Origin of the sequence: Cohnella sp. SGD-V74, assembly GCF_003001675.1 — a bacterium.
In the GTDB taxonomy this organism is placed as follows: Bacteria; Bacillota; Bacilli; order Paenibacillales; family Paenibacillaceae; genus Cohnella.
This window is the reverse complement of the sequence record NZ_PVYW01000002.1, coordinates 179,225-201,309: the sequence shown is the minus strand read 5'-3', so window position 1 is coordinate 201,309 and position 22,085 is coordinate 179,225. Positions and strand designations below refer to the sequence as shown.

The window sequence follows — 22,085 nt, the reverse complement described above, 5'->3', positions numbered from 1 at the left end:
GAGAGCTGTAATCGATAGACCCGCAGCTTACAATCCATTTTAGCGAGGAGCGAGAATGATGACGAACAGACTGAAGACGATCAGAAGGCGGCTTGCTTATCCGGTGATGGCTTTGCTGTTGTTTCTGTCTTCCGTTCCGAGTGCGTTCGCGATCGATGGAGTATGGCACAGCCCGTACGGACTGGAGGACCGTTACGTCGCGGAAGTGACGGAGCGTTATCCGCAGGACCCGGTCGCGGGAGAGAACGTGTATATCAAGCTTAAGACTTGGCCGATCGAACCCGGACAAGCCGTCTGGGTCACGTGGACGAAGAACGGCGTGCCCCAATCCGTCATTAACGGATCATGGCAGTACAACAGCGGCGGAGATACGTATTGGGAAGTCGCGCTCGGCAGCTTCGCGAAAGGCGATGTCATTAATTATACGGTTCGCGCCGACCAATACGGCACGAATCAGAAGACGGTAGGGCCATTCGAGTTCACCGTTACGGGCTGGGAGTCGGTAGCCGGCGTGAGCGGCTATACGGACAACTCCGACCGCGTCGTGTTCGACGCGGTGCCGGATACGGGAACGTTGTCGCCCAAGCTGAACATCTCGTTCGCCGCGGACGACGTGTTCCGGGTGCAGCTGTCCCCAACGGGCGCCGGCAGCTTCGATTCCGGGCTGACCAATTATACGCTGACGGATCACGGCGCGTATTATACGGTCGCGACGTCCGAGCTCGTGCTGAGAGTGGACAAGTCTCCCTTCAAGCTCAGCGTGTACGAGGAGGACGGGACGACGCTCATCACGAGGCAGTACGACAGCGCGATTAACCGGAATATGGCGTGGCTGACGGACGGCACCGCCATTATCGACAAGGTCGAGGACAATTTCTACTCCCCATCCGATGAGAAGTTTTTCGGCTTTGGCGAACGGTACGACAACTTCGACAAGCGGGGAGAGGACATCGAGACCTACATCTACAACCAATACCTCAACCAGAACGAAAGAACCTACCTCGCGATCCCCTTCTTTATCAGCTCCAGAGGCTACGGCATTCTCGCCAACAGCACCTACTACTCCAAGTTCAAGATGGCGACGGTTCGCTCCGATATGTACGGATTCACCGTAGATACGGGTGGAAGCGCGAACTCGATGCTCGATTATTATTTTTATTCCGGTGACGACCTGAAGGACGTTATCGACAATTATACCGATACGACGGCCAAGCCGACGCTGATGCCGAAATGGGGCTTCGGATTGTGGCTGTCCGCCAACGAATGGGACCGTCAATCGGAAATCGACGGCGTGCTGAGCAATCTGAGCGCGTACAACATTCCGGCGACGACTCTCGTGCTGGAGCAGTGGAGCGACGAGGAGACGTTCTATATCTGGAACGATTCCACCTACACGCCGAAGGCCGGCAGCGACGCTTTCTCCTCGAGCGATTTCACCTACGGCACCAAGTGGCCGGACCCGGAAGGGATGGTCGACGACATTCATGCCGCCGGGCTGAAGGTGCTGCTCTGGCAGACGCCGGCGATCAAGCATACGGGCTCTCCGTATGCGCAGAAGGATAACGATGAGGCCTACATGATCTCCCAAGGCTATGCGGTAGGAGACGGATTCGGCGGAGCCTACAAAACCCCGGACGGTTGGTTCGGCAGCAGCCCGATTCTGGACTTCACGAACTCCGCGGCGGTCAATTGGTGGATGTCGAAGCGCTCCTACCTGTTCGACGACATCGGCATTGACGGCTTCAAGACGGACGGCGGAGAGCTGGTATGGGGCAAAAATACGACGTTCTCCAATGGCAAGAAAGGCGACGAGATGCGGAATCTGTATCCGAATCTGTATATCGGCGCTTATTATGACTACGCCAAGTCCAAGCGCGGGGAGACGATCTCGTTCAGCCGGGCCGGCACGACGGGCGTCGGCGCGTATCCGGCATTCTGGGCGGGCGATCAGGAGTCGACCTTCGGCACGATCAAGCAGTCGATTCTGGCGGGCTTGACCGCGAATATGTCCGGCGTCCCTTATTGGAGCTGGGATCTCGGCGGCTTTACGGGAACATTCCCTTCCTCGGAGCTGTACAAGCGTTCGGTGGAAATGGCCGTATTCGCGCCGGTCGTCCAGATTCACTCGGAGAAATCCAATCCGCCGGTCAACGAGGAGAGAACGCCGTGGAACGTGCAGACGCGAAGCGGCGACGGCACGGTCATCAGTCACTTCGCCAAGTATATGAACATCCGGATGAACCTGCTTCCTTATATCTACAGCGAAGCGACGAAGACGAGCGCCACCGGCGTGCCGCTCATGAGAGCGATGTTCCTCGAATATCCGGACGATGCGAACTCTTACGATCCGGATTATCAGTATCAGTATTTGTTCGGGGATAACCTGCTCGTAGCGCCGATCGTGGATCAAGGCGTCACGAACAAGGATATTTATCTTCCGGAGGGAGAATGGATCGACTTCTTCTACGGTGCCGCAAGACCGGGCGAACGGGAAATCTCCTATTACGCGGACGTCGACAGCATCCCGGTGTTCGTGAAATCCGGCGCGATCATCCCAATGAACCTGAACGCGAACTATGCGCTGGGAGGCACAATCGGCAACAGTCTGACCAGCTATACGAACTTGACGTTCCGGGTCTATCCGGCCGGCAGCACGTCCTATGACTGGAACGACGATATCGGCGGCTCCGTCAAGACGATCTTCTCGGACGAGGAGTACGACTTGAATCGGGTCACCGTAACGCTGCCGGCGATCAGTACGGCGAGCACGTTGCAGGTGTACACGACGAAGCCGTCTTCCGTCACGGTCGGAGGGTCCGGGCTTACCGAGTACGGCAGCTTAGGCGCGCTGAATGCCAACTCGCAAGGCTGGTATTACAGCGCAGCGGAGAAATTTGTTTACGTGAAAGTCGCTTCCGGCGGCTCCACTCGCACTGTCGTTCTGAACGGCGTTCACAAATCGGAGTATGAGGCCGAATACGCGACGCAGGTAAACGTATCTACGAATACGAACCATACGGGCTATATCGGAACCGGATTCGTAGACGGATTCGCCAGCACAGGGGATGCGGTACTGTTCGATGTGTACGTGGATGCGGCAGGCTCCTATGATGTCGACTTCAGATACAGCTCCGCGGCCGGCACGGCCTCCAGGCAAATCTACGTGAACGGTGCGAACATTCAGACGCTCTCGATGCCTGCGACGGCGAACTGGGATACTTGGGGAACGGCGACGGCGACCCTCTCTCTGAATGCCGGGCATAACGAGATATGGCTGCAGTACGACCACGGCAATTCGCTGGGCATCAATCTGGACAACATTACGATCAAGGAATAGGGAACAGGAATAAGGAAGCCCGCGTCACGATCCGAATGGCGAGAGTTCATCCAATAGGAGAGGTGGGTATGTTCTTATGATCGGAAAGAAGTGTAGGAGTGCTTTTCTCGTCGCGCTGATGTTCAGCCTGGTTTTGTCGACCTTGTCGATCTATCCGCCGGCGAAGACGAGTGCGTACGTTAGCGCTCTGGGCAATGTGATCGGCGCGTCCGTAACGGGAGACGCGCTCACGCTGACCATTGACAACGGCGCCGAGCCGAACGACGACATTCTGGAAATTTTGGCGGCGGACCTCAACATTCTGAAGGTGAATTATCGGCCGAACGGCGTCGCTTCAAGCGCCAGCACGCCGATGATCGATCCGAACCGCACATGGAGCGCGGTAGGGGCGACGATTAATACGTCTGGAGATCCGATTCTGATCACGACCTCCGAGATGAGAATCGAGATCGCCAAAACTCCGGCAAGGATGACGGTCAAGAAAGCCGACGGGACGACGCTGCTATGGGAGCCGTCCGGCGGCGGCGTCTTCTACGACGGGGTAAGGTTCCAGCACTCGACGGGGCACAACCTGTACGGAATCCGCAGCTATAACGCCTTCGACGGCGAGGGCGACATTTTGCGGAACGACAGCGATCATGCCGCGCATGCCGGGGAGCAGGGCGACGCGGGAGGTCCGTTCATCTGGTCGACGGCCGGCTACGGCGTTCTGGTCGACAGCGACGGCGGTTATCCGTATACGAACTCGACTACGGGACAATTGGAGTTCTACTACGGGGGGACGCCTACGGAAGGACGACGCTACTCGAAATCGAACGTGGAGTACTATATCATGCTGGGCGATCCTTATCAGATCATGGGCGCATATTCGAAGATTAGCGGAGCGGCTCCGCTCATGCCGAAGTGGTCGCTCGGATTCAGCAATTTCGAGTGGGGCATCGATCAGGACGAGCTGGAGGAGGCGGTCGAGCTCTACCGGGCGAAAAATATCCCGATCGACGGTTATGCGCTGGATTACGATTGGAAAAAGTACGGCGAGGATCATTACGGGGAGTTTAAGTGGAATACGGCGAATTTCCCCGACGCGTCCACGAATTCGCTCAAGAGCGACATGGACGCCAAAGGAATCAAGCTGATCGGCATTACGAAGCCGCGCGTCGTCACGTTGGACTTCGGCAACAACCGGACGGATCAATACGACGACGCGCAAGCGGGCGGCTATTGGTATCCAGGGCATTCCGAGTATACGGACTATTTTATTCCCGTTACCGTCCGCAGCGTCGATCCTTACAATCCGAACGCCCGAACGTGGCTATGGCAGAACTCCGAAGACGCGTTCAACAAAGGCATCGTCGGATGGTGGAACGACGAGACGGACAAAGTCTCCTCGGGCATGGCGCAATATTGGTTCGGGAATTTCATGACCGGCCATTGGTCGCAGGCTTTCTACGAAGGCCAGCGGGCGTACACCGACGACGCGCTCCGGGTATGGCAGACGGCGCGCACGTATTATCCGGGAGCCCAGCGTTACGCGACGACGCTGTGGTCGGGAGACATCGGCATTCAGTTTCAGAAGGGCGAGCACGTCCCTTGGGCTTCGGGAATGAAGGAGCAGCGCGCTGTCATGCTGTCTTCGGTCAACCTGGGGCAGGCCAAGTGGGGAATGGATGCCGGCGGCTTTAACCAAGAGAACGGCACGATCGGCAATCCGACGCCGGAGCTGTACGCCAGATGGCTGCAGTTCGCAGCGATGACTCCGGTGTTCCGGGTGCACGGCAACTACAATCAACAGCGCCAGCCTTGGTATTACGGATCGACGGCGGAGGAAGTCAGCAAGAGCGCCATTCAATTCCGCTACTCTCTCCTGCCCTACCTGTACGCCTATGAGCGGAAGTCGTACGAGGACGGAGTCGGGCTGGTCCGGCCGCTTGCGTTCGATTACCCGGCGGATGCCAACGTCGCCAACCGGACAGACGCCTGGATGTTCGGAGACTGGCTCATGGCCGCTCCGGTCGTCGACAAGCAGCAGAAGAGCAAGGCGATTTATTTGCCGGCGGGGACTTGGACCGACTACTTCCGTGGTGTCACCTACGCGGGAGGGCAGACGATCCACTACCCGCTGAACTCCGAGAGTTGGACGGACATCCCGGTATTTATCAAGCAGGGGGCCATCATCCCGTCGCAGCAAGCGCAGGATTACGTCGGTCAACGGGCCGTCGATACGGTGAACGTCGACGTTTTCCCGTCCGCGACGGCGACGAGCTTCGCTTATTATGAAGATGACGGCACGACGTACGATTACGAAGGCGGAGCGACCTTCGAGCAGACGCTGACTGCTCAAGACAACGGCGGAAGCGGGTACTCGTTCTCCGTCGGAGCGAAATCCGGAACGTATGTGCCGGACGTCGATTACTATCTGGTGAAGCTCCATGGCAAAGCCGGCACAAGCGCGACGCTGAACGGCAGCGCGCTCGCCTCCTACGCCGATTTGAACGCATTGAAAGCGGCCGGAGGGGAAGGCTGGAGCACGGGCAGAGACGTCTACGGCCTCGTCACCTACGTCAAGGTGGCCGCGGGAGCGGGTTCGGCCAAGAACATCGTCGTCTCCGGCAACGGAAGCGTCGCGTCGACCGCTTACGCATACGAGGCCGAGGAAGCGTCGCTGTCCGGGGATACGACGGCGACGATGGCTGGCGTGAATACGAACCACTCGGGTTATGCCGGAAGCGGCTTCGTAGACGGATTGGACAACTCGGGAGCGGCGGCAACCTTCTATGCGGACGTACGCGCCGGAGGGGATTACGAGGTGGCGCTCCGCTATGCGAATGCCACCGGAGCGGCCAAGACGATCAGCGTTTTCGTCAACGGAGCGCGCGTGAAGACGACGTCGCTCGGTCATCTGGCGAATTGGGATACGTGGGCGACGCAGACGGAGACGCTGCCGCTCATGGCAGGCCGCAACGCGATTACGTACAAGTACGATGCCGACAGCGGGGATACCGGCAATGTGAACCTGGACTATATCGAGGTGCCTTTCGATCCGATCCAGGCCAAGTACGAAGCCGAGAACGCCAAGCTGTCCGGCGGCGCCTCCACGAACGAGGACCACTGGTTCTATTCGGGCTCGGCATTCGTGGACGGCTTCGGCTCGCCGGGCGCTGCCGCCGAATTCCAGGTGGAAGCTCCGAGCGCCGGCAGCTACGAGATCGCGTTAAGGTATGCCAACGGCTCGGGCTCGGCGAAGACGGTCAGCCTATTCGCCAACGGCGTGAAAGATAGCCAGCTCAGCTTGTCCAGCCCGGCCGTGAATTGGAACGTCTGGCAGGACAAGACGGAGACGGTCAGCCTGAACGCGGGTACGAACATCGTAGCGGTCAAGTACGATACGGGAGATACGGGCGGCGTCAATCTGGACCGCATTCTGGTCTCGCCGACGGCTGTCGTTCCGGCAGCTTCGGAGACGAATCTGCTGGACAATCCCGGATTCGAGCGCAATACGGCGTTCAACAGCAACTGGACCGAGTGGCATCCCGGAGGGCAGGCGCTTGCCTACGGCATTGACAGCGGCAAAGGAACGAATCCGCCGGAAGCGCCTTCGACCGGATGGCAGCGAGCGTATTTCTACGCTCCCGGGGCATACAAGCAAAGCATTCATCAAGAGGTATCCGTCCCCGTCAACAACGCGAACTACAGATTCGAAGCGCGAGTGCGGCTGAGCAATACCGCTCCGACGACGGCGCGCGCCGAAATTTCCAATTACGGAGGCAGCGTGCAGTATTACAACATTTCGAACGACGGCGTGTGGAAGACGATCCGCATCGATAACATCTATGTCACTTCCGGAGTCGTCGACGTCGGCTTCTATGTCGACTCTCCCGGCGGGACGACTCTGCATATCGATGACGTTCGTTTGACGCAGCAATAAGGGCTTTCGTATAACGGGCTGTCCCCAGGTAAAAATAGTCGTACGGAAAGATAATCGTTAAGGATGTGCCGTACATGTATCTCCTGCGTTGCGCGAGAGTCCGATCCTAAAATCAAGGTAATTCCAGGATCGGTCAAGGCCTCCAGGAGATACATGCTTATACCTGTCCACCACGGTTGCAATTCCTCCAACCTCCGTTTGCTGCGCTAACCCTGCCTCCTTGAACAACCGGGGATTCCGACGTATCTCCCATATCCGAACGAAATACAATTAACAGAAACTCGCTTAAATTCATCTCAGTATAGATCAATTATATATGGGTATATATCATTGTTTTAATCAGGTTGGCCGCTTAAAATTTGGGATGAAAGCGGGGAAGGCATAGGAACGCACGGCTTGGAGAGCTGCCAGCAATGCTTTGCATTGTCGACGAGCCCCCTTATGCATATTCTAGAAAGCGTTTTCAACAACGTGTGGACGCCAGCCAAGCATCCGGATGAAAAACTGCCGGTATATGTATGGCATTTTGGCGGAGGACTGCAGGTCGGCCATACGGCCGAAATGGAGTTTGACGGAGAACGCATTGCCAGACGGGGCATCGTGGTGGTCACTATCAACTATCGCCACGATTTCATAAGGCTGGCCGCGGACATGCTTGGCGAAGATGCCGATACGTTTCTGGAGCTTTGCGGCGCACAGTCAGCCGAAATCGAAGAGATCAAGAGGAAGGCTTCGGTGAGCGCAATCGAATATGCGATTCGCATTGCTGCGCAGACGAATGCCGACCTCGGCGACAATCCCCCATTCAATCGGTCTGATCAGCGGCGTGCTTGTGGAATTTTCTTGGCGGATAGCCGGTTATCTTTTTGAATTGCCTGCAGAAGTGCTCTACATTCTGATAGCCGCATCGAGAAGCGATCTCGGCAACGCTCTGGGTGCTATGAATCAAATACTCCTTGGCGATTCGGATTCGGCTGTTAATGACATCATCCATGCAGGAAACACCGAAGGTTTTCTTGTAAATGCTCTGGAGGTAGCCTGGACTGATTCGAAGATAATCCGCCATTTTCGCAATTGTCCAGTAATCGCCGGGATGGTTTTGAATGGCCGTACGAAGTCTCAATAGATTGTAGTATTGGGGCGTAATGTCTTCCTGGAAGATGGATTCCAATAGTTTATTGAACAATGTTCGCAACAAACAGTCGATGGAAGATTCCTTGTAATCTCGATTAAAGTTATGTTCGATGACCAACAGCTCAAACAGTTTTCGGCAGTATTCCGGATCGTTCAAGGAGAAGGGAACGCCGAACGGAAGCGGCGATTCCGTGATATAGGCTTCATCGGATTCGAAGCGAATCCAGTCATTGACGAAGGATTCGGCGCAGGCCTGGTAGTAGACTTTCTGCGATGGCCGATACAGAATGGCGCTGTGAGCGGGATATTCCTTGAGAGCGCCATTGACCCAGAATTGCGCGGGGGTTTTGGTAATGACCAATAACCAGTGAGCGCCAACGGGAACGTCGATTACAAAATTGCTGGAGTGCGACGTGTTGCATTCAACATAGTGAATATGGGTCATCCGTATCCCTCCCTGTAGCATGTCTTTAATATACCATAGCGAGAAAAATGCGCATGAGGATCGGAATGGGAACGGAGTTGTACACCGCCAAGTGATAGGAGGCAAAGGTAAACAATGAAAGGTTTGAACAGGACAGGGATTCCCGACGCATACCTGAGTGCGGCTGCGGACGGCAAGCAAGGCCAAGTGCGTGAGGTCGTGTATCCGGTAAAACACTACATCAACTCGTCGCGCCAGTTGGTGACGGAGCGGGAAATCGATGCAGGGGAAGCGGGAAGAGCAACGGTTAGCGGAGCGGCAATTCAGAAATCCTGCAGCGTCTATCTCCCGGCCGGTTACGAACAATCAGATCTGCATACCCGTTACCATGTATTGTACTTGCTTCACGGTGTAGGCGGAGACGAATACGAGTGGCTGCGCGGCTCAGGGATTGAGGATGGCAAATATCTGTTGTGCAATCTGTTGGACAATCTCATCGCTGGCGGCGATATCGATCCGCTCATCGTCGTGATGCCGAATGGAAGAAGCTCGCATGACTGGACGGATTGTACGTTCAACCCGGAAGGAACCAACATGCTTGGCTTCTACTATTTCGATTATGAGCTGAGATACGATCTGATTCCGTTCATAGAATCTACGTTCAACACCTATGCGAATATTCGGGAGAGCGCTCCGAAGATGGTTGAATACAGCCGTATGCACAGGGCAATCGCAGGTCTGTCCATGGGCGGCATGCAGACACTGAATCTGATTCTCGGCGGTTATCGGTGCGATTCCGCAGCGATTGCAGGAATGGAGAGTGTTTGGAAAAACGGGCTAACCGAGACTGTTCCCGCGCAAGGAATGACCGATCTGTTCGCTTATGTCGGCGCATTCTCTAACGCCCCTACTTCGAGCAACGGCAGATTTCTGGGCTCGAGCATCGCTTTGAGCGGCAACAGGCTCAAGCTGCTGTATATGACATGCGGAGATGCCGATGAAATATCGCTCGATTGCTATGAGCAATCGAGCGACGGGCTTGTGGACGTTGCGGGGGATTATCTCGATGAGCATTACCAAGTCACAATCAAGGACGGCGTTCATGATTTCAACGTGTGGTACAACGGGGCGTATCATTTTATTCAAAAAATAAATCAAGCAAGGAACGATTTGGAATGAACCAAGCACCCCAGCCTCACAAACCGCTGGTTGCGCACATCTACACTGCGGACCCGTCCGCCCAGGCGGATCGGCTAAATGCATTCATCACCATGGGACAATGAGGATTATTTCGGAGGGAGAGGATCCCCATCTTCACCGTGCTGCTCGTTGACGACGAACCGCTTGTATTGGAAGGGTTAGCGTTCATGATCGATTGGGAAAGCCACGGCTTCCGCATTTGCGGTGAAGCATGCGATGGGGAAGAAGCGCTGAATCGAATTCAGGAGCTGAACCCCGATCTGGTCGTGCTGGATATTAGCATGCCGGTCATGGATGGGCTGCAGTTGATCGAGCACTGCACGAAGGTGCTGAACGCGCCGTGCCGATTCATCGTTCTGAGCGGGCACGATGATTTCTCCTTCGCCCAGAAGGCGCTGACGTGCGGAGTGCTCGATTACTGGCTAAAGCCCATCGACGTGGAGGAAATTAACGCCACACTCGGAAAACTGAGCAAGGAGTGGTCTCGTCCAGACAGGGAGGATGCAGGTTTGTCCCCTGCGGCTCTGCCGCTGGCAGCGGCATGGAATGTCCCGGATGCCGACGATCCGTTGTTCACCGCAGAGGACAGTCTGTTGCTTGCCATTCAAGCCGGCGACGGGGCGGCGATTGACGAAGCGGCTGGAAGGCTGTGCAGCCAAATGGAGCTTTCGTTCAGGGGGGATAGGGAGGCGAGCAAGGCATTCTTATCGCATGTGTTGTTGGAATTGATCTGGAAAGTGATGGAGGGAGAGATGACAAACCCGGCTCCGGATGACGAACACGCTCTCTCGCTTCCGGTTCTGCCGAACAGGCCGGAGCGCTGGCCCGATATTTTAGCGTCGTTTGCCCGCGAGACGGTGGAGCAATTGACGCGGCAGAAGGCGATGACCGGTCCCGTAGGGGAGGCGGCCCGAATTATCCGGGAGCGCTACTGCGAGCCGCTTCAATTGCAGTCCGTTGCGAAAATGCTTCATTTTCAGCCCGCGTATTTGGGTCAGTTGTTCAAGAAGCAGACGGGGATGTCGTTCCTCGATTACGTTCACCGCACGCGCATCGAGGCCAGCCGCAGGCTTCTGCGGCGAACCGATCTGAAAATTGCCGACGTAGCCCGGACGGTCGGATACGCCGATCCCGAACAATTCGCCGCAAAATTCAAGCAATGGATGGACATGCCCCCCTCTCAATACAAAAATGGCTGATTCGAAGGAGGCATCCGCATGCGCAAGCCGATCGTCTGGCTCAGCTTCGTCAACAACATTCCGCTCAAATGGAAGTTCACGCTTATTTACCTCCTTTGCGTCCTGCTGCCGATCTTAACGATCAATGTCCTCTTTTTCCGGCAGATGTCGGAGAATATACAGACTCGGGAACAGAACAATCTTCAAATCACGATCGAGCGAGCAGCCAAGAAGACGACAGATATGATCGAAGGCGGAGTAACGCTGAGCCATTCTATCGCGACAGATCGCAACCTGTACGAAGTGCTGGACATGGAATACGCCGATATTGTCGATTTCTATGAAAGCTTCAATAATGTGCTGACCGGCAAGATGAGGCCGTTCATGTCCGCCTATACGTATGTCGAGAATATTTCAGTGTTTACGGAAAATCCAACGCTCGTGGCCGGGAGCAATTTCTTTATTCTGGACGAGGCGGCGAAGCGCACCCCGTGGTATGAAGCGGCTTCCGCCTCTTCGTCGGCAGTCAATGTTTTGATGTACACCGATGTCGATCCGATTAACGCGAAAGCGAGTAAAGGATACTTCAGTATCGTGCGCAGGCTGAACGAGTACCCGATGTTCGGACGTTATGCCAAGTATTTGCGCATTGATCTTAAGCTCAGCAGCTTCGACGAGATTCTGGAGCAAGAGGAGCCGTACATGACGATCAACATGCTGGGTCCGCAAAATCAGGTGCTCTTCCCCTCCTCTCAATATTTGCAGAAGGCCGTATTGCAGGACAACTACGGGGACGACGACTTGATGTTTCGAAGCCCCCTCGGAACCCCCTCCTATATCCGCGATTGGAAGCTTGTCGGTATAGCGGAAGAGGATCGCTTCCAGACGGCTGTCCAGAGCTCCAGGCACTTCATCTGGATGTTGGCTGCCATTAGCACGCTGCTGCCTACTTCGCTTATTTTCATCATGCTGCGTTCCTACAATTACCGGATTCGCCGGCTTTCCCGCCACATGGAGAAAGCAAAGAACGAGAAGTTTGACCTGATCGTACTGCGTGAAGGAAAGGACGAGATCGGCGGGCTGATTCGCAGCTACAACCGGATGGCGGCCCAGATTGAGTCGCTCATTAACGATGTCTACAAGCTCGAGATTCAACAGAAGGATATGGAGCTGGAGCGGATTCGCGCGGAGATGAAGCTGCTGCAAAGCCAGGTAAATCCTCATTTCCTGTTCAACACGCTGAATGCTCTGCTCGTCGTCAGCGTCAAGAACGGCTACACGGAAGTCACCGACATTATCCGCAACTTGTCCCAAATGCTTCGGCGGATGCTCAGTTGGACCGACTCTCCCGTCACGCTGCAGGATGAGCTTCATTTTACGGAAATGTATTTGAAAATCGAAAAGTTTCGGTTCTCGGACCGTTTTGACTATGTCTTTAACATCGAAGAGGAAGCTGCAGGCTGCCTGCTGCCGAAAATGTGTATTCAACCGATTGTTGAGAATGCGTGCAAGCACGGGCTGCAGGCGGTTAAGGGGCAGCGCGTTATTCGAATTGAAGCCCGGCGTGCGGACGCATATCTGCATGTGCAGATCGAAGATAACGGCAAGGGCATGAACGAGAAGCGGTTAACTGAAATCCGAAGTCTGATGAACGGAAGTCTCGATTCGGATGAGAACGTGGGCATTCGCAACGTGTATAAGCGACTTCGGCTTCATTATGGGGAACGTGTCGATTTTTACATCGACAGCCGGCCGGACAAGGGAACTCGAGTCAGCTTTCGGATTCCTGCCCTGTTCCCGGAGGAAGGAGGGATATGACGTGTATTCGGTGCTGCTGGTAGATGACGAACCTTGGGCGATCGAAGGTTTGCAAATGTTTGTGGATTGGGAAGGGCTCGGCTTTCGCATCTGCGGAGTGTGCGAGAACGGCGCTGAGGCGCTGGCAACGGCTCGCCAGCTGATGCCGGATGTCATCGTGACGGATATCCGAATGCCGGAAGTAGACGGCTTGGAGTTGATCGGACAATTGCGAGGGGAGAGTGCAGCTCCTGCTGAATTCATCGTGCTCAGCGCCTATAGTGAATTTGCGTTCGCCAAACGCGCCATGCAGCTCGGCGTTCATCACTATCTGCTGAAGCCGATTATCGGAGATGAGGCGGCTGAGGTGCTGACGCAGATTCGCGTGCGATTGGACGTCAGCAGGGCGTACCGACATGCGGCGGACAACGGCGCTGAAGAGACGGCGCTCCCGACTCTGGCCGTGCAGCGGATGAAGGATGTGCTGCAAGCGATTGAAGATGCGGACAGGGAAAGGGCAGCGAACGTCATCGACAGCTTGTTCCAGGAGTTGGACAGCCGATCGTCAGAATGGGTGGAGCTGTTCGCAGGCTCTTTGACCGTCAGGTGCGGCAAGCTGATTCGCGAATCCGGCGGCGATCCGTGCCAACTGCTAAGTCCCGAGCCGGATATCGGGTTGGCATCCGTGCGAATGCGAATTCTCTCGTATATGGAGCAAGTGGTCGCAGCGCTGCAATCGCTTCGCGAGCGCAGGCCCGGCAGCACGATAGCAGAGATAGACCGGTATATTTGCGAATATTATCGCAACCCGCTATCCATCAGGGACATAGCGGGACGTTTTTATTTGAACCCTGTTTATTTGGGGAAGGCTTATCAAGAAAAATTCGGCTGCGGAATACTCGAACGGATGCATGATTTGCGGATCTCCGAGGCGTGCGAGAGGCTTCGCGGCACCACCGAGCCGATCAGCGCGATTTCAGAGCAGATCGGGTATTCGCACTACCATCACTTTTTGCAGCATTTCGAACGGCGCACGGGCAGGAAACCGGCCGAATACCGAGCGTTGATAGACGATGCCTGGAGAAGCGCCCCCCTTTCTGAAACCGATTTTTGAGGGGGATACACATTTAATCTGTGAATTGTAACCGCATCCAGGAAAGCGCTAACATTAGATGCAGCAAGACGAATGCGCGCCGTCTTGCGTCATATCCGCTAAGGAGGATTTCACATGGGGGTACGCACTAGAAAAGCAGCTTCAGGGTTGTTCATGCTGATTCTGACGTTCAGTATCGTTGCGGCAGGCTGCTCCAACAATGGCAATAATGAGGGCGGCTCATCGCCGGCATCGCAGAGCCCGGGCGCTTCCTCGGCTGAAGCCAACTCGTCTGACACGAAAGTGGAGCCGTTCACCATCTCTTTGTTTACGGCCGCTACGGGGCCGATTCCGACAGACGACAACAAAATCTACAAGGAAATTAAAGAGCAGCTCGGCGTGACGCTGAAGGAAGAATATCTGGTCGGCGATATCGAGCAGAAGCTTGGCGTTATGATCGCCGGCGGCGATTACCCGGACATGATTACGGCAAATACGAAGCTGACAGCGGCCAAAGCGGTCATTCCGCTGGAAGACCTGATCGAGCAGAATGCGCCGAACTTGAAGAAGCACTTCGGAAAAGTATGGGAACAATTGAAAGACCCGGCGGACGGTCACATCTACTGGCTGCCGAACTACGGGGTTTATCAGGGCGACTTCAAGCCGACGGATTATATGGGACCGGCCTTCTATATTCAGAAGGCGATTCTCAAAGAAAACGGCTATCCGAAAATCCAGACGTTGGACGAATACTTCAAGCTGATTGAAGATTATGCGGCCAAGTATCCTGAGATCGACGGTCAACCGACGATCGGGTTCTCATCGCTCGCATTTGACTGGCGCGACTGGGGGCTGCGCAATGCGCCGCAGCATTTGGCCGGCCATCCGAACGACGGAGGCGTTCTCGTCGATCCGAATACGAACGTTGCAACGCTATATTCTGCTACGGATACAGCGAAGCCGTACTATAACAAACTGAGCGAAATCAATGCCAAAGGGCTGATGGATAAAGAAGCGTTCGCGCAAAACTACGATCAGTATTTGGCGAAGCTGTCCAGCGGCCGCGTGCTGGGGATGTTCGATCAGCGCTGGAACTTCGGGCAAGCTCACGATTCGCTCGTCTCTCAAGGCAAGTTCGAACGTACTTATGTCGGGTTCCCGCTCGTCTACGACGTAAACACGAAGGACTACTATCTTGACCGTCCGCCGATCAACCTGGGCAACGGATTTGGCATCACGGTTAATGCCGAGGATCCGGTGAAAATCATCAAGTTCATCGATACGATGCTGTCGGAGAAGTGGCAGAAGCGTCTCAACTGGGGCGAAGAAGGCGTCGACTATCTCGTCGGCGACAACGGCCTCTACTATCGGACGCCGGAAATGCGCACACAACAAGAAGACGTTACGTGGAAGCAGAAGTATAAGGCGGAATCGCTCTGGGGCTACCTGCCTAAATTGGAAGGCAACTATCCGGACGGCAACGCAGACGGTCCGGGCAACCAGCCGGACGAATTCTTCGCAAACTTGAAGGACATCGACAAAGAGCTGTTGACGGCCTACGGCTTCAAAACGTGGACGGACTTCTTCTCGACTCCGCCGGAAAACCGCGTGTCGTACCCGGCATGGAACATTGATCTTATCGAAGGCTCCCCGGCGAAAGTCGCCAATCAGAAGATGAAGGATTTGGATTTCAAGTACTTGCCGAAGGCGATCTTGAGCCAGCCGGACAAATTCGAAGAAGTATGGGCCGAGTACGTCGCTCAAATGGGCAAAGTGGATACGCAAGCTTATTTGGATCGAGTTAACGAACAACTCAAATGGCGCGCAGACGCTTGGACGAGTAAATAAGACGAAGGGGGCGGAAGGTTGGAGCGATTGTTCCGGCCTTCCGCTCGTTCGAGACAGGAGGCGGAAGCGATGCCGCAGCATAACATTCACAAGGTTGAAATCGCACCCCGGTCCGCTCCGCGGACCGAAGCGTTCTGGAGGAAGATGGTCCGTCAGCGACAGTTGATCATCATGTCCTTTCCGATGGTAGCCTACGTCCTGCTTTTTGCCTATGGTCCCCTATGGGGTTGGCTGATGGCGTTCCAGGACTTTAAGCCGATGACGGGAGCTTCGATCTTTGAACAGAAATGGGTCGGACTGGACCAGTTCAAGTTTCTGTTCATGGATGAGGGCTTTATCCGGGTGCTGCGCAATACGATCGCGATGAGCTTCATTTCGCTCATTCTGGGGTTCGTCACAGCAATCGGCTTGGCGCTGCTGCTTAACGAAATCAAGAAAACGGGCTTCAAGCGGCTAATCCAAACCATCTCGTATCTTCCGCATTTTCTGTCGTGGGTTATCGTTACCGGTCTCGTCTCCATGGCGTTATCCACCGAAGGCGGCATCGTGAACATCGTGCTTATGAAGCTGCACATTATCAATGAACCGATTCTGTGGCTGGGAGAAGGCAAGTACTTCTGGGGAATTGTGGGGCTGACCAACGTTTGGAAGGAAGTTGGCTGGAACACGATTATTTACCTGGCAGCCATTGCGTCCGTCGATCCGTCCCTGTACGAAGCGGCGGAGGTAGACGGAGCAGGGCGCTACCGTAAAATATGGAATATCACCCTGCCTGGCATCAGGCCGATCATCGTTATTCTGCTGATTATGAACGTAGGCTGGATTCTGAACGGCGGCGGTTTTGACATTCAATATTTCCTCGGCAACGGACAAGTGCTCGACTGGTCGGAGACGATCGACATCTTTGTTCTGAAGTACGGGCTCAAGCTCGGGAACTACTCGCTCGGCGTCGCAGCCGGTATATTCAAAACCGTAGTCAGCATCATTCTACTCTACTGCGCGAATTTAATCGCCAAGCGTCTCGGCGAAGAGCGACTTATATAAGGAGGGCTCCGCATGCAAACGACCATCAGAAAATTCAAGACGGAGCCGTTCCTGTTCCATACGCTCAACTTTTTATTCATGATATTCGTTGCGATTGTGACGTTATATCCGTTCCTCAACACGCTGGCGATCTCATTCAATTCAGGGCTCGATACGACGCGCGGCGGCATCTACGTATGGCCGCGGGAATGGACGCTCAAAAACTATGAGGCGGTATTTGCGTCCGGGAAAGTGTACCACGCATTCTGGGTGTCGGTCGCCCGGACCGTGATCGGTACGGTGGTCAGCGTTTTCCTGACCGCTATGCTGGCGTACACGATTAGCCGTAAGGAATATATGTTCCGCAAACCCGTTACGCTGATTTTTATCCTTACGATGTATTTTAGCGCCGGCCTTATTCCTTCGTACTTTTTGATCAAGGATTTGAACTTGCTGAATACCTTTCTTGTTTACATTCTGTTTCCGGGCGCGGGCGCGGGGCTGATCAGCGCATTTAATATGCTTGTCGTCCGCACCTATATTCACACGCTGCCGGAAAGCTTGAACGAATCGGCCAAAATAGACGGCGCAAGCGATTTCCGGGTATTTTTCAGCATCATTTTGCCGATGTGTACGCCGGTTATCGCGACGATCTCGCTGTTTACGGCCGTAGGCCAATGGAACACGTGGTTTGATACGTTCATTTTCGCCTCGTCCCGCCAGGAGCTTAGCACGCTTCAATACGAGCTGATGAGGCTGCTGTCATCGTCGGTGAATTCCAATGCCAATCCGAGCTTGTCGTCTACAGCCGCCAAGGACACCGCAACGATGATTACGCCGCTGTCGATCCGTGCCGCCATTACGATGGTTGCGTTTGTACCGATTCTGGTTGTGTATCCGTTTCTGCAGCGGCATTTTGTGTCGGGATTGCAGCTCGGAAGCGTTAAAGAGTAGTGCGATTTAAGAAATGGAGGGGAATTTAACCAATGTCAAAGCCAGTGTCAAAGCCAATCAACAGAATGCTCGCGTTTCTCTGTTGCTTGGCCATGCTGCTTACGCCGGTGCCTGCCAGCGCCGCCGCCGAAGAATTCGGGATAAACGACGCTTCTACGAGCACTGTTGTATACGATATGCAGAATGATACCGCTATCAAAGATCAAGCTGACGATATCGTTGTTACCGCGTTTGATGGTTTACAGATCAACGGGTCACCCACGGTTACCATTAAAGACGGCGATAACGGCAAGAAATCGCTCTTGGTGACTGGAAGAACGCAGAACTACTTCGGAGTGGATATCAAAGGCTCGCTCTTTACCGATCTTGATGAGAAATATACCATTACGGTCAAAGGTCATCTTCCCGCCGGCGTTTCCACAAGCAACGCCATCCTGCAAGCTACGGGAGACAAGACCGACTCAGGTCAATACTATGCGTGGTTGGTAAATAAGGCGGTTGCCGCAGGCGGCAGCTTTGAACTAACGATGACCAAAAGTATCAACGAGATCATCAATGAAAACGGCAAGGACTTTGCCAGGTTACAGATTCAATTGCAGGAAGACAGTAAAGACTTCTATATTGATGATATTACCGTCACTATAGAAGAAACCGGCAGTGGGAATAACACCGTACTGTTCTACGAAGATTTCGAGGATTATAAGGACACCTTCGTAAAAGACGGCGACGTTGCGAATGTTGCGGCCTCTGCCGATATTGCGTCTAACGGCACACGCAGCCTTGTGGTTGACTCGCCGTCGCCTTCGCAAGACTACGCCGGTGTTGTCCTCAACAACGATCAGCTTGAAGCGCCGGGTATGCAACCTACAGGTAAATATCGCTTTACGGCGAACGTTTATGCCGCAGGCCCGGAAACGGGGACTCCAGCAATAGGAATACGCGTGGATTCGACTACAAACGGTTCTGATGCATGGGGAGGTATATTTAGCCAAAGATTTAATCTGACACGCGGGCAATGGACCCGTATTGCGTTTGACTTTGAGGTTCCGGAAAACCACGAGCTTGTCAAAAGAATCGCATTTATCAATGCCGCCAGACAAACAGAGCTCAAGTATTATATTGACGATGTTAAATTGGAGATGTTAAGAGTGCCTGTTCCAATTGTACCGCCGGAGTGGGAGAGCGGATTGCCTTCGCTCTATGAAGCCTACGAAGATGACTTCCTGTTCGGCAATATTATGGAGCCTGGAACCTTGGATAATATCGGAACTCTCGACATGTATAAGCATCATTACAATGCGGTATCGGCAGAGAATGCGATGAAGCCGGAGAGCTTGGTGAATAATAACAGGGAGTATAACTTCGAAAATGCCGACAAATTGGTAGATTGGGCACTTGCTAACGATATCAAGGTTCACGGACATACACTGGTGTGGCATGCCCAGTCGCCGACCTGGCTGACGAGAGATGCTTCCGGCCAACCGCTTACTCGTGCGGAAGCGAAAGCGAATCTGGAAGAGTATATCCATACCGTCGCAGGGCATTACAAAGGCAAAGTCATTTCCTGGGATGTTGTTAACGAAGCCGTTTCAGGCGGATCGAACTCCCCATGGAAGCAAGCCTATGCAAATGGAGCGGATACAGCTAGAGGCGAAGAAGGCGACGATTACTTCTACGACGCGTTTGTATTCGCCCGTCTGGCCGATCCGGACGCCGCCTTGTATTACAACGATTTCAATGAACATCTCTCTCCGAATCGTCAGCAAATCTATAATATGGTTCAAAAATACAACGACCGTTGGAAAGAGGATGTTCGGAATACGGATCAGGGTCGTCTGCTGATCGAAGGCATCGGTATGCAGGCGCACTACTGGACCGGTGAGAGCAGCTCTCTTATTGATAACGTAACTACAGCGATTGATCTATACAGAACGCTTGGCGTTAAGATTAGCGTGTCTGAGCTGGACATTCCAGCAGGAAATGCCGGCACAACAAAGACAGCTACCGACGCGGAGAAGAAAACCCAAGCTATTTTATACGCGCAGCTATTCGAACTCTACAAGAAGAATGCGGATATCATTGAGCGTGTGACACTGTGGGGCAGAGAGGATTCAAGCAGTTGGCGCGGCGGCAACAACGGCGATGCTTCGCCATTGCACTTTGATAACAAGCTTCAGTCAAAACCGGCTTTCCAGGCCATATTGGACCCGGTAAAATTTTTAGAAAACACGGAGCTTCCGGAAGTGTATGTGCCCCCGACAGCTAACGCTGTGTATGGTACGCCTGATCTGGGCACGAACGATGCGGCTTGGGCAACAGCTCCGGTTATCAACGCCAACAAACAAGCCGTTGGCAAAGCTAATGCAACAGGAAAAGTTAAAGTTCTGTGGGATGAGCAAAACATCTATGTCCGTGTAGAGGTAACCGACAATCAGATTGATGTTAGCTCGGCAAATGCGTGGGAGAGGGACTCCGTTGAGGTGTTTTTAAGCGAAACCAACTTTAGAGGAGGCTATAGCGGAACGGAGGGCAACCAGTACCGTGTGGATGCCGATGGCGGAACCTCTCAAAAAACAGATGTACAAGGCTGGGGCATAGATTCGGGAGAGGATTACTCATTTGCCGAGCGCACAAGCTATGGCTATCTTGTGGAAATGAAGCTCCCATGGCGTGCAGCCGCCGCTCCGGCAGAGGAGATGGTTGTCGGTTTTGATATTCAAATCAATGACCCGCCTCCTGCTGCCAGCAGGCCGCAAGTCACTTGGAGCGATCCCGAGGCCAATAGTTATAACTCAAGCCTCAATTGGGGCAATCTTAAGCTGGCAGGGCAACAAAGCTCTTCCTATACCGTGACGGTTGTTAACGGAACAGGAAGCGGCAATTATGACATAGGCGAGCCAGTCCAGATCACAGCAACAAGACCTTCCGGAAAGACATTTGTCAGATGGGACATTAACCCGGACGTTACATTCACAGATGGCAGCAATACCAGCGGAACGGCGACTTTCACAATGCCAGCGAATAACGTTACGGCGACCGCAGTATTTAAGGACTCCGGCGGTAACACGGGTCCGGCGCCGTCACAACCTTCAACTTCGACGCCATCGCAACCGTCGGAACCATCGGCACCAAGCGAGTTGATAACGCCGAATGATATTTCGTCAGGCATTACAATTGCGGATGGCCAAGTCGGCGCAGTTGTTGAAGCGAACCAATTGAATAAAATGATCGGCAGTAAAAGTGAGCTTGTAATTACCAACGGACGTTATCAAGCAAGCTTTGCCGCCGGGCAGCTGAAGGAATGGGGACTTAAAGAGGACTCCAAGGTTACCCTCATTTTTGCGCCAAGCCAGGTCATCTTTAAGGATAATATCATTAATAAACTGGTGAAGACGGATAAGGTGAATGAGACGTTTCTGAAAGAGGTCTATGAGATCAACATCAAGACAGACGGCCAGGCTGTTGGTAAAACCAAGACACCGACGAAGGTTACGATTAACGTTTCCGACTTCAATCTGACCGACGAGCAGAAAGCTAACTTCACCGGTATCATTTTCGACGAACAAACGCAGACCTACCGTCAGCTAGGCGGCGAGTTCTCGCCAGACGGCAAAACATTTGAATTTTACACCTATGAAACAGGAACGCATGGAGTGATTGTTTCGGACAATTTGTACAAAATCAACTTCAAAATTGGCGACCAAGCATTTGTGAAAAATGGAGAGCAGATGGATAATGACGTTGCGCCTTATATCGCTGGAGGCAGGACAATGATGTCGCTCCGCGCTGTAGCTGAAGCGTTGGATGCGTCTGTGAGCTGGATCGCCGCTACAAGAACCGTTGTGATTACTAAAGGAAGTGTAACCTTGAGACTTGTTATAGACGAGCAACTGCCTGATGGCATGGGTTCAGCTGCTTTATCTCCTGCAGGTCGCACATTTGTGCCCATTAGGTATATTTCAGAAAAGCTTGGCGCTAATGTAGTTTGGGATGCAAAGAAAAAAACGGTTAATATTTATAAATAACCGCAACGTAAAAAACCTTGCCGATAAATGAAGGCAAGGTTTTTTACTATACAATCAGCTCCCTCTATCTGCCGTTTCGGCAATTTATTTTCCTGAAAAGGGAACTTTCGCCGCATTGGCTCGTCCTATTGTCGGGAGGGATCGGCA

Annotated in this window: 11 protein-coding genes and 1 pseudogene; 11 read left to right on the top strand and 1 reads right to left on the bottom strand. The window is 53.8% G+C overall.

Annotated features, from left to right (window positions below; genetic code table 11):
• Positions 1 to 58 precede the first annotated feature (58 nt).
• From B0G52_RS03515 to B0G52_RS03505, 3 genes and pseudogenes are all read left to right on the top strand, one after another.
• Positions 59 to 3,337, top strand: coding sequence for a TIM-barrel domain-containing protein (locus B0G52_RS03515; RefSeq protein WP_094042139.1), 3,279 nt, complete (start codon positions 59 to 61; stop codon positions 3,335 to 3,337).
• A gap of 76 nt (positions 3,338 to 3,413) precedes the next feature.
• Complete coding sequence (locus B0G52_RS03510) at positions 3,414 to 7,262, top strand: TIM-barrel domain-containing protein (protein ID WP_094042138.1); 3,849 nt, start codon at positions 3,414 to 3,416, stop codon at positions 7,260 to 7,262.
• Positions 7,263 to 7,727: 465 nt separating this feature from the next.
• Positions 7,728 to 7,886, top strand: a pseudogene (locus B0G52_RS03505) (carboxylesterase family protein); the annotation flags it as partial.
• 181 nt (positions 7,887 to 8,067) lie between these two features.
• Here B0G52_RS03505 and B0G52_RS03500 read toward each other — a convergent pair.
• Entirely contained in the window at positions 8,068 to 8,841 is a 774-nt protein-coding gene (locus tag B0G52_RS03500) for a helix-turn-helix transcriptional regulator (protein WP_094042137.1), read from the bottom strand.
• 114 nt (positions 8,842 to 8,955) lie between these two features.
• On the opposite strand from B0G52_RS03500, the gene B0G52_RS03495 reads away from it, so the two are divergent.
• From B0G52_RS03495 to B0G52_RS03460, 8 genes are all read left to right on the top strand, one after another.
• Entirely contained in the window at positions 8,956 to 9,999 is a 1,044-nt protein-coding gene (locus tag B0G52_RS03495; protein ID WP_094042136.1) for an alpha/beta hydrolase, read from the top strand.
• Between the two features lie 140 nt (positions 10,000 to 10,139).
• Positions 10,140 to 11,219: a response regulator transcription factor gene (locus B0G52_RS03490; RefSeq protein ID WP_094042135.1), complete on the top strand. Its 1,080-nt coding sequence runs from the start codon at positions 10,140 to 10,142 to the stop codon at positions 11,217 to 11,219.
• A gap of 18 nt (positions 11,220 to 11,237) precedes the next feature.
• The gene (locus B0G52_RS03485; RefSeq protein WP_094042134.1) at positions 11,238 to 13,016 is read left to right on the top strand and encodes a sensor histidine kinase; all 1,779 of its coding nucleotides are present in this window, start codon (positions 11,238 to 11,240) and stop codon (positions 13,014 to 13,016) included.
• A gap of 1 nt (position 13,017) precedes the next feature.
• Positions 13,018 to 14,109, top strand: coding sequence for a response regulator transcription factor (locus tag B0G52_RS03480; protein WP_158223565.1), 1,092 nt, complete (start codon positions 13,018 to 13,020; stop codon positions 14,107 to 14,109).
• 114 nt (positions 14,110 to 14,223) lie between these two features.
• The gene (locus B0G52_RS03475; RefSeq protein WP_094042132.1) at positions 14,224 to 15,936 is read left to right on the top strand and encodes an ABC transporter substrate-binding protein; all 1,713 of its coding nucleotides are present in this window, start codon (positions 14,224 to 14,226) and stop codon (positions 15,934 to 15,936) included.
• Positions 15,937 to 16,005: 69 nt separating this feature from the next.
• The gene (locus tag B0G52_RS03470) at positions 16,006 to 16,980 is read left to right on the top strand and encodes an ABC transporter permease (RefSeq protein WP_094042131.1); all 975 of its coding nucleotides are present in this window, start codon (positions 16,006 to 16,008) and stop codon (positions 16,978 to 16,980) included.
• 12 nt (positions 16,981 to 16,992) lie between these two features.
• Positions 16,993 to 17,913, top strand: a complete 921-nt coding sequence (locus B0G52_RS03465) for a carbohydrate ABC transporter permease (RefSeq protein ID WP_094042130.1) — start codon at positions 16,993 to 16,995, stop codon at positions 17,911 to 17,913.
• A 32-nt stretch (positions 17,914 to 17,945) separates the two neighbouring features.
• Entirely contained in the window at positions 17,946 to 21,938 is a 3,993-nt protein-coding gene (locus B0G52_RS03460; protein WP_094042129.1) for an endo-1,4-beta-xylanase, read from the top strand.
• Positions 21,939 to 22,085 lie beyond the last annotated feature (147 nt).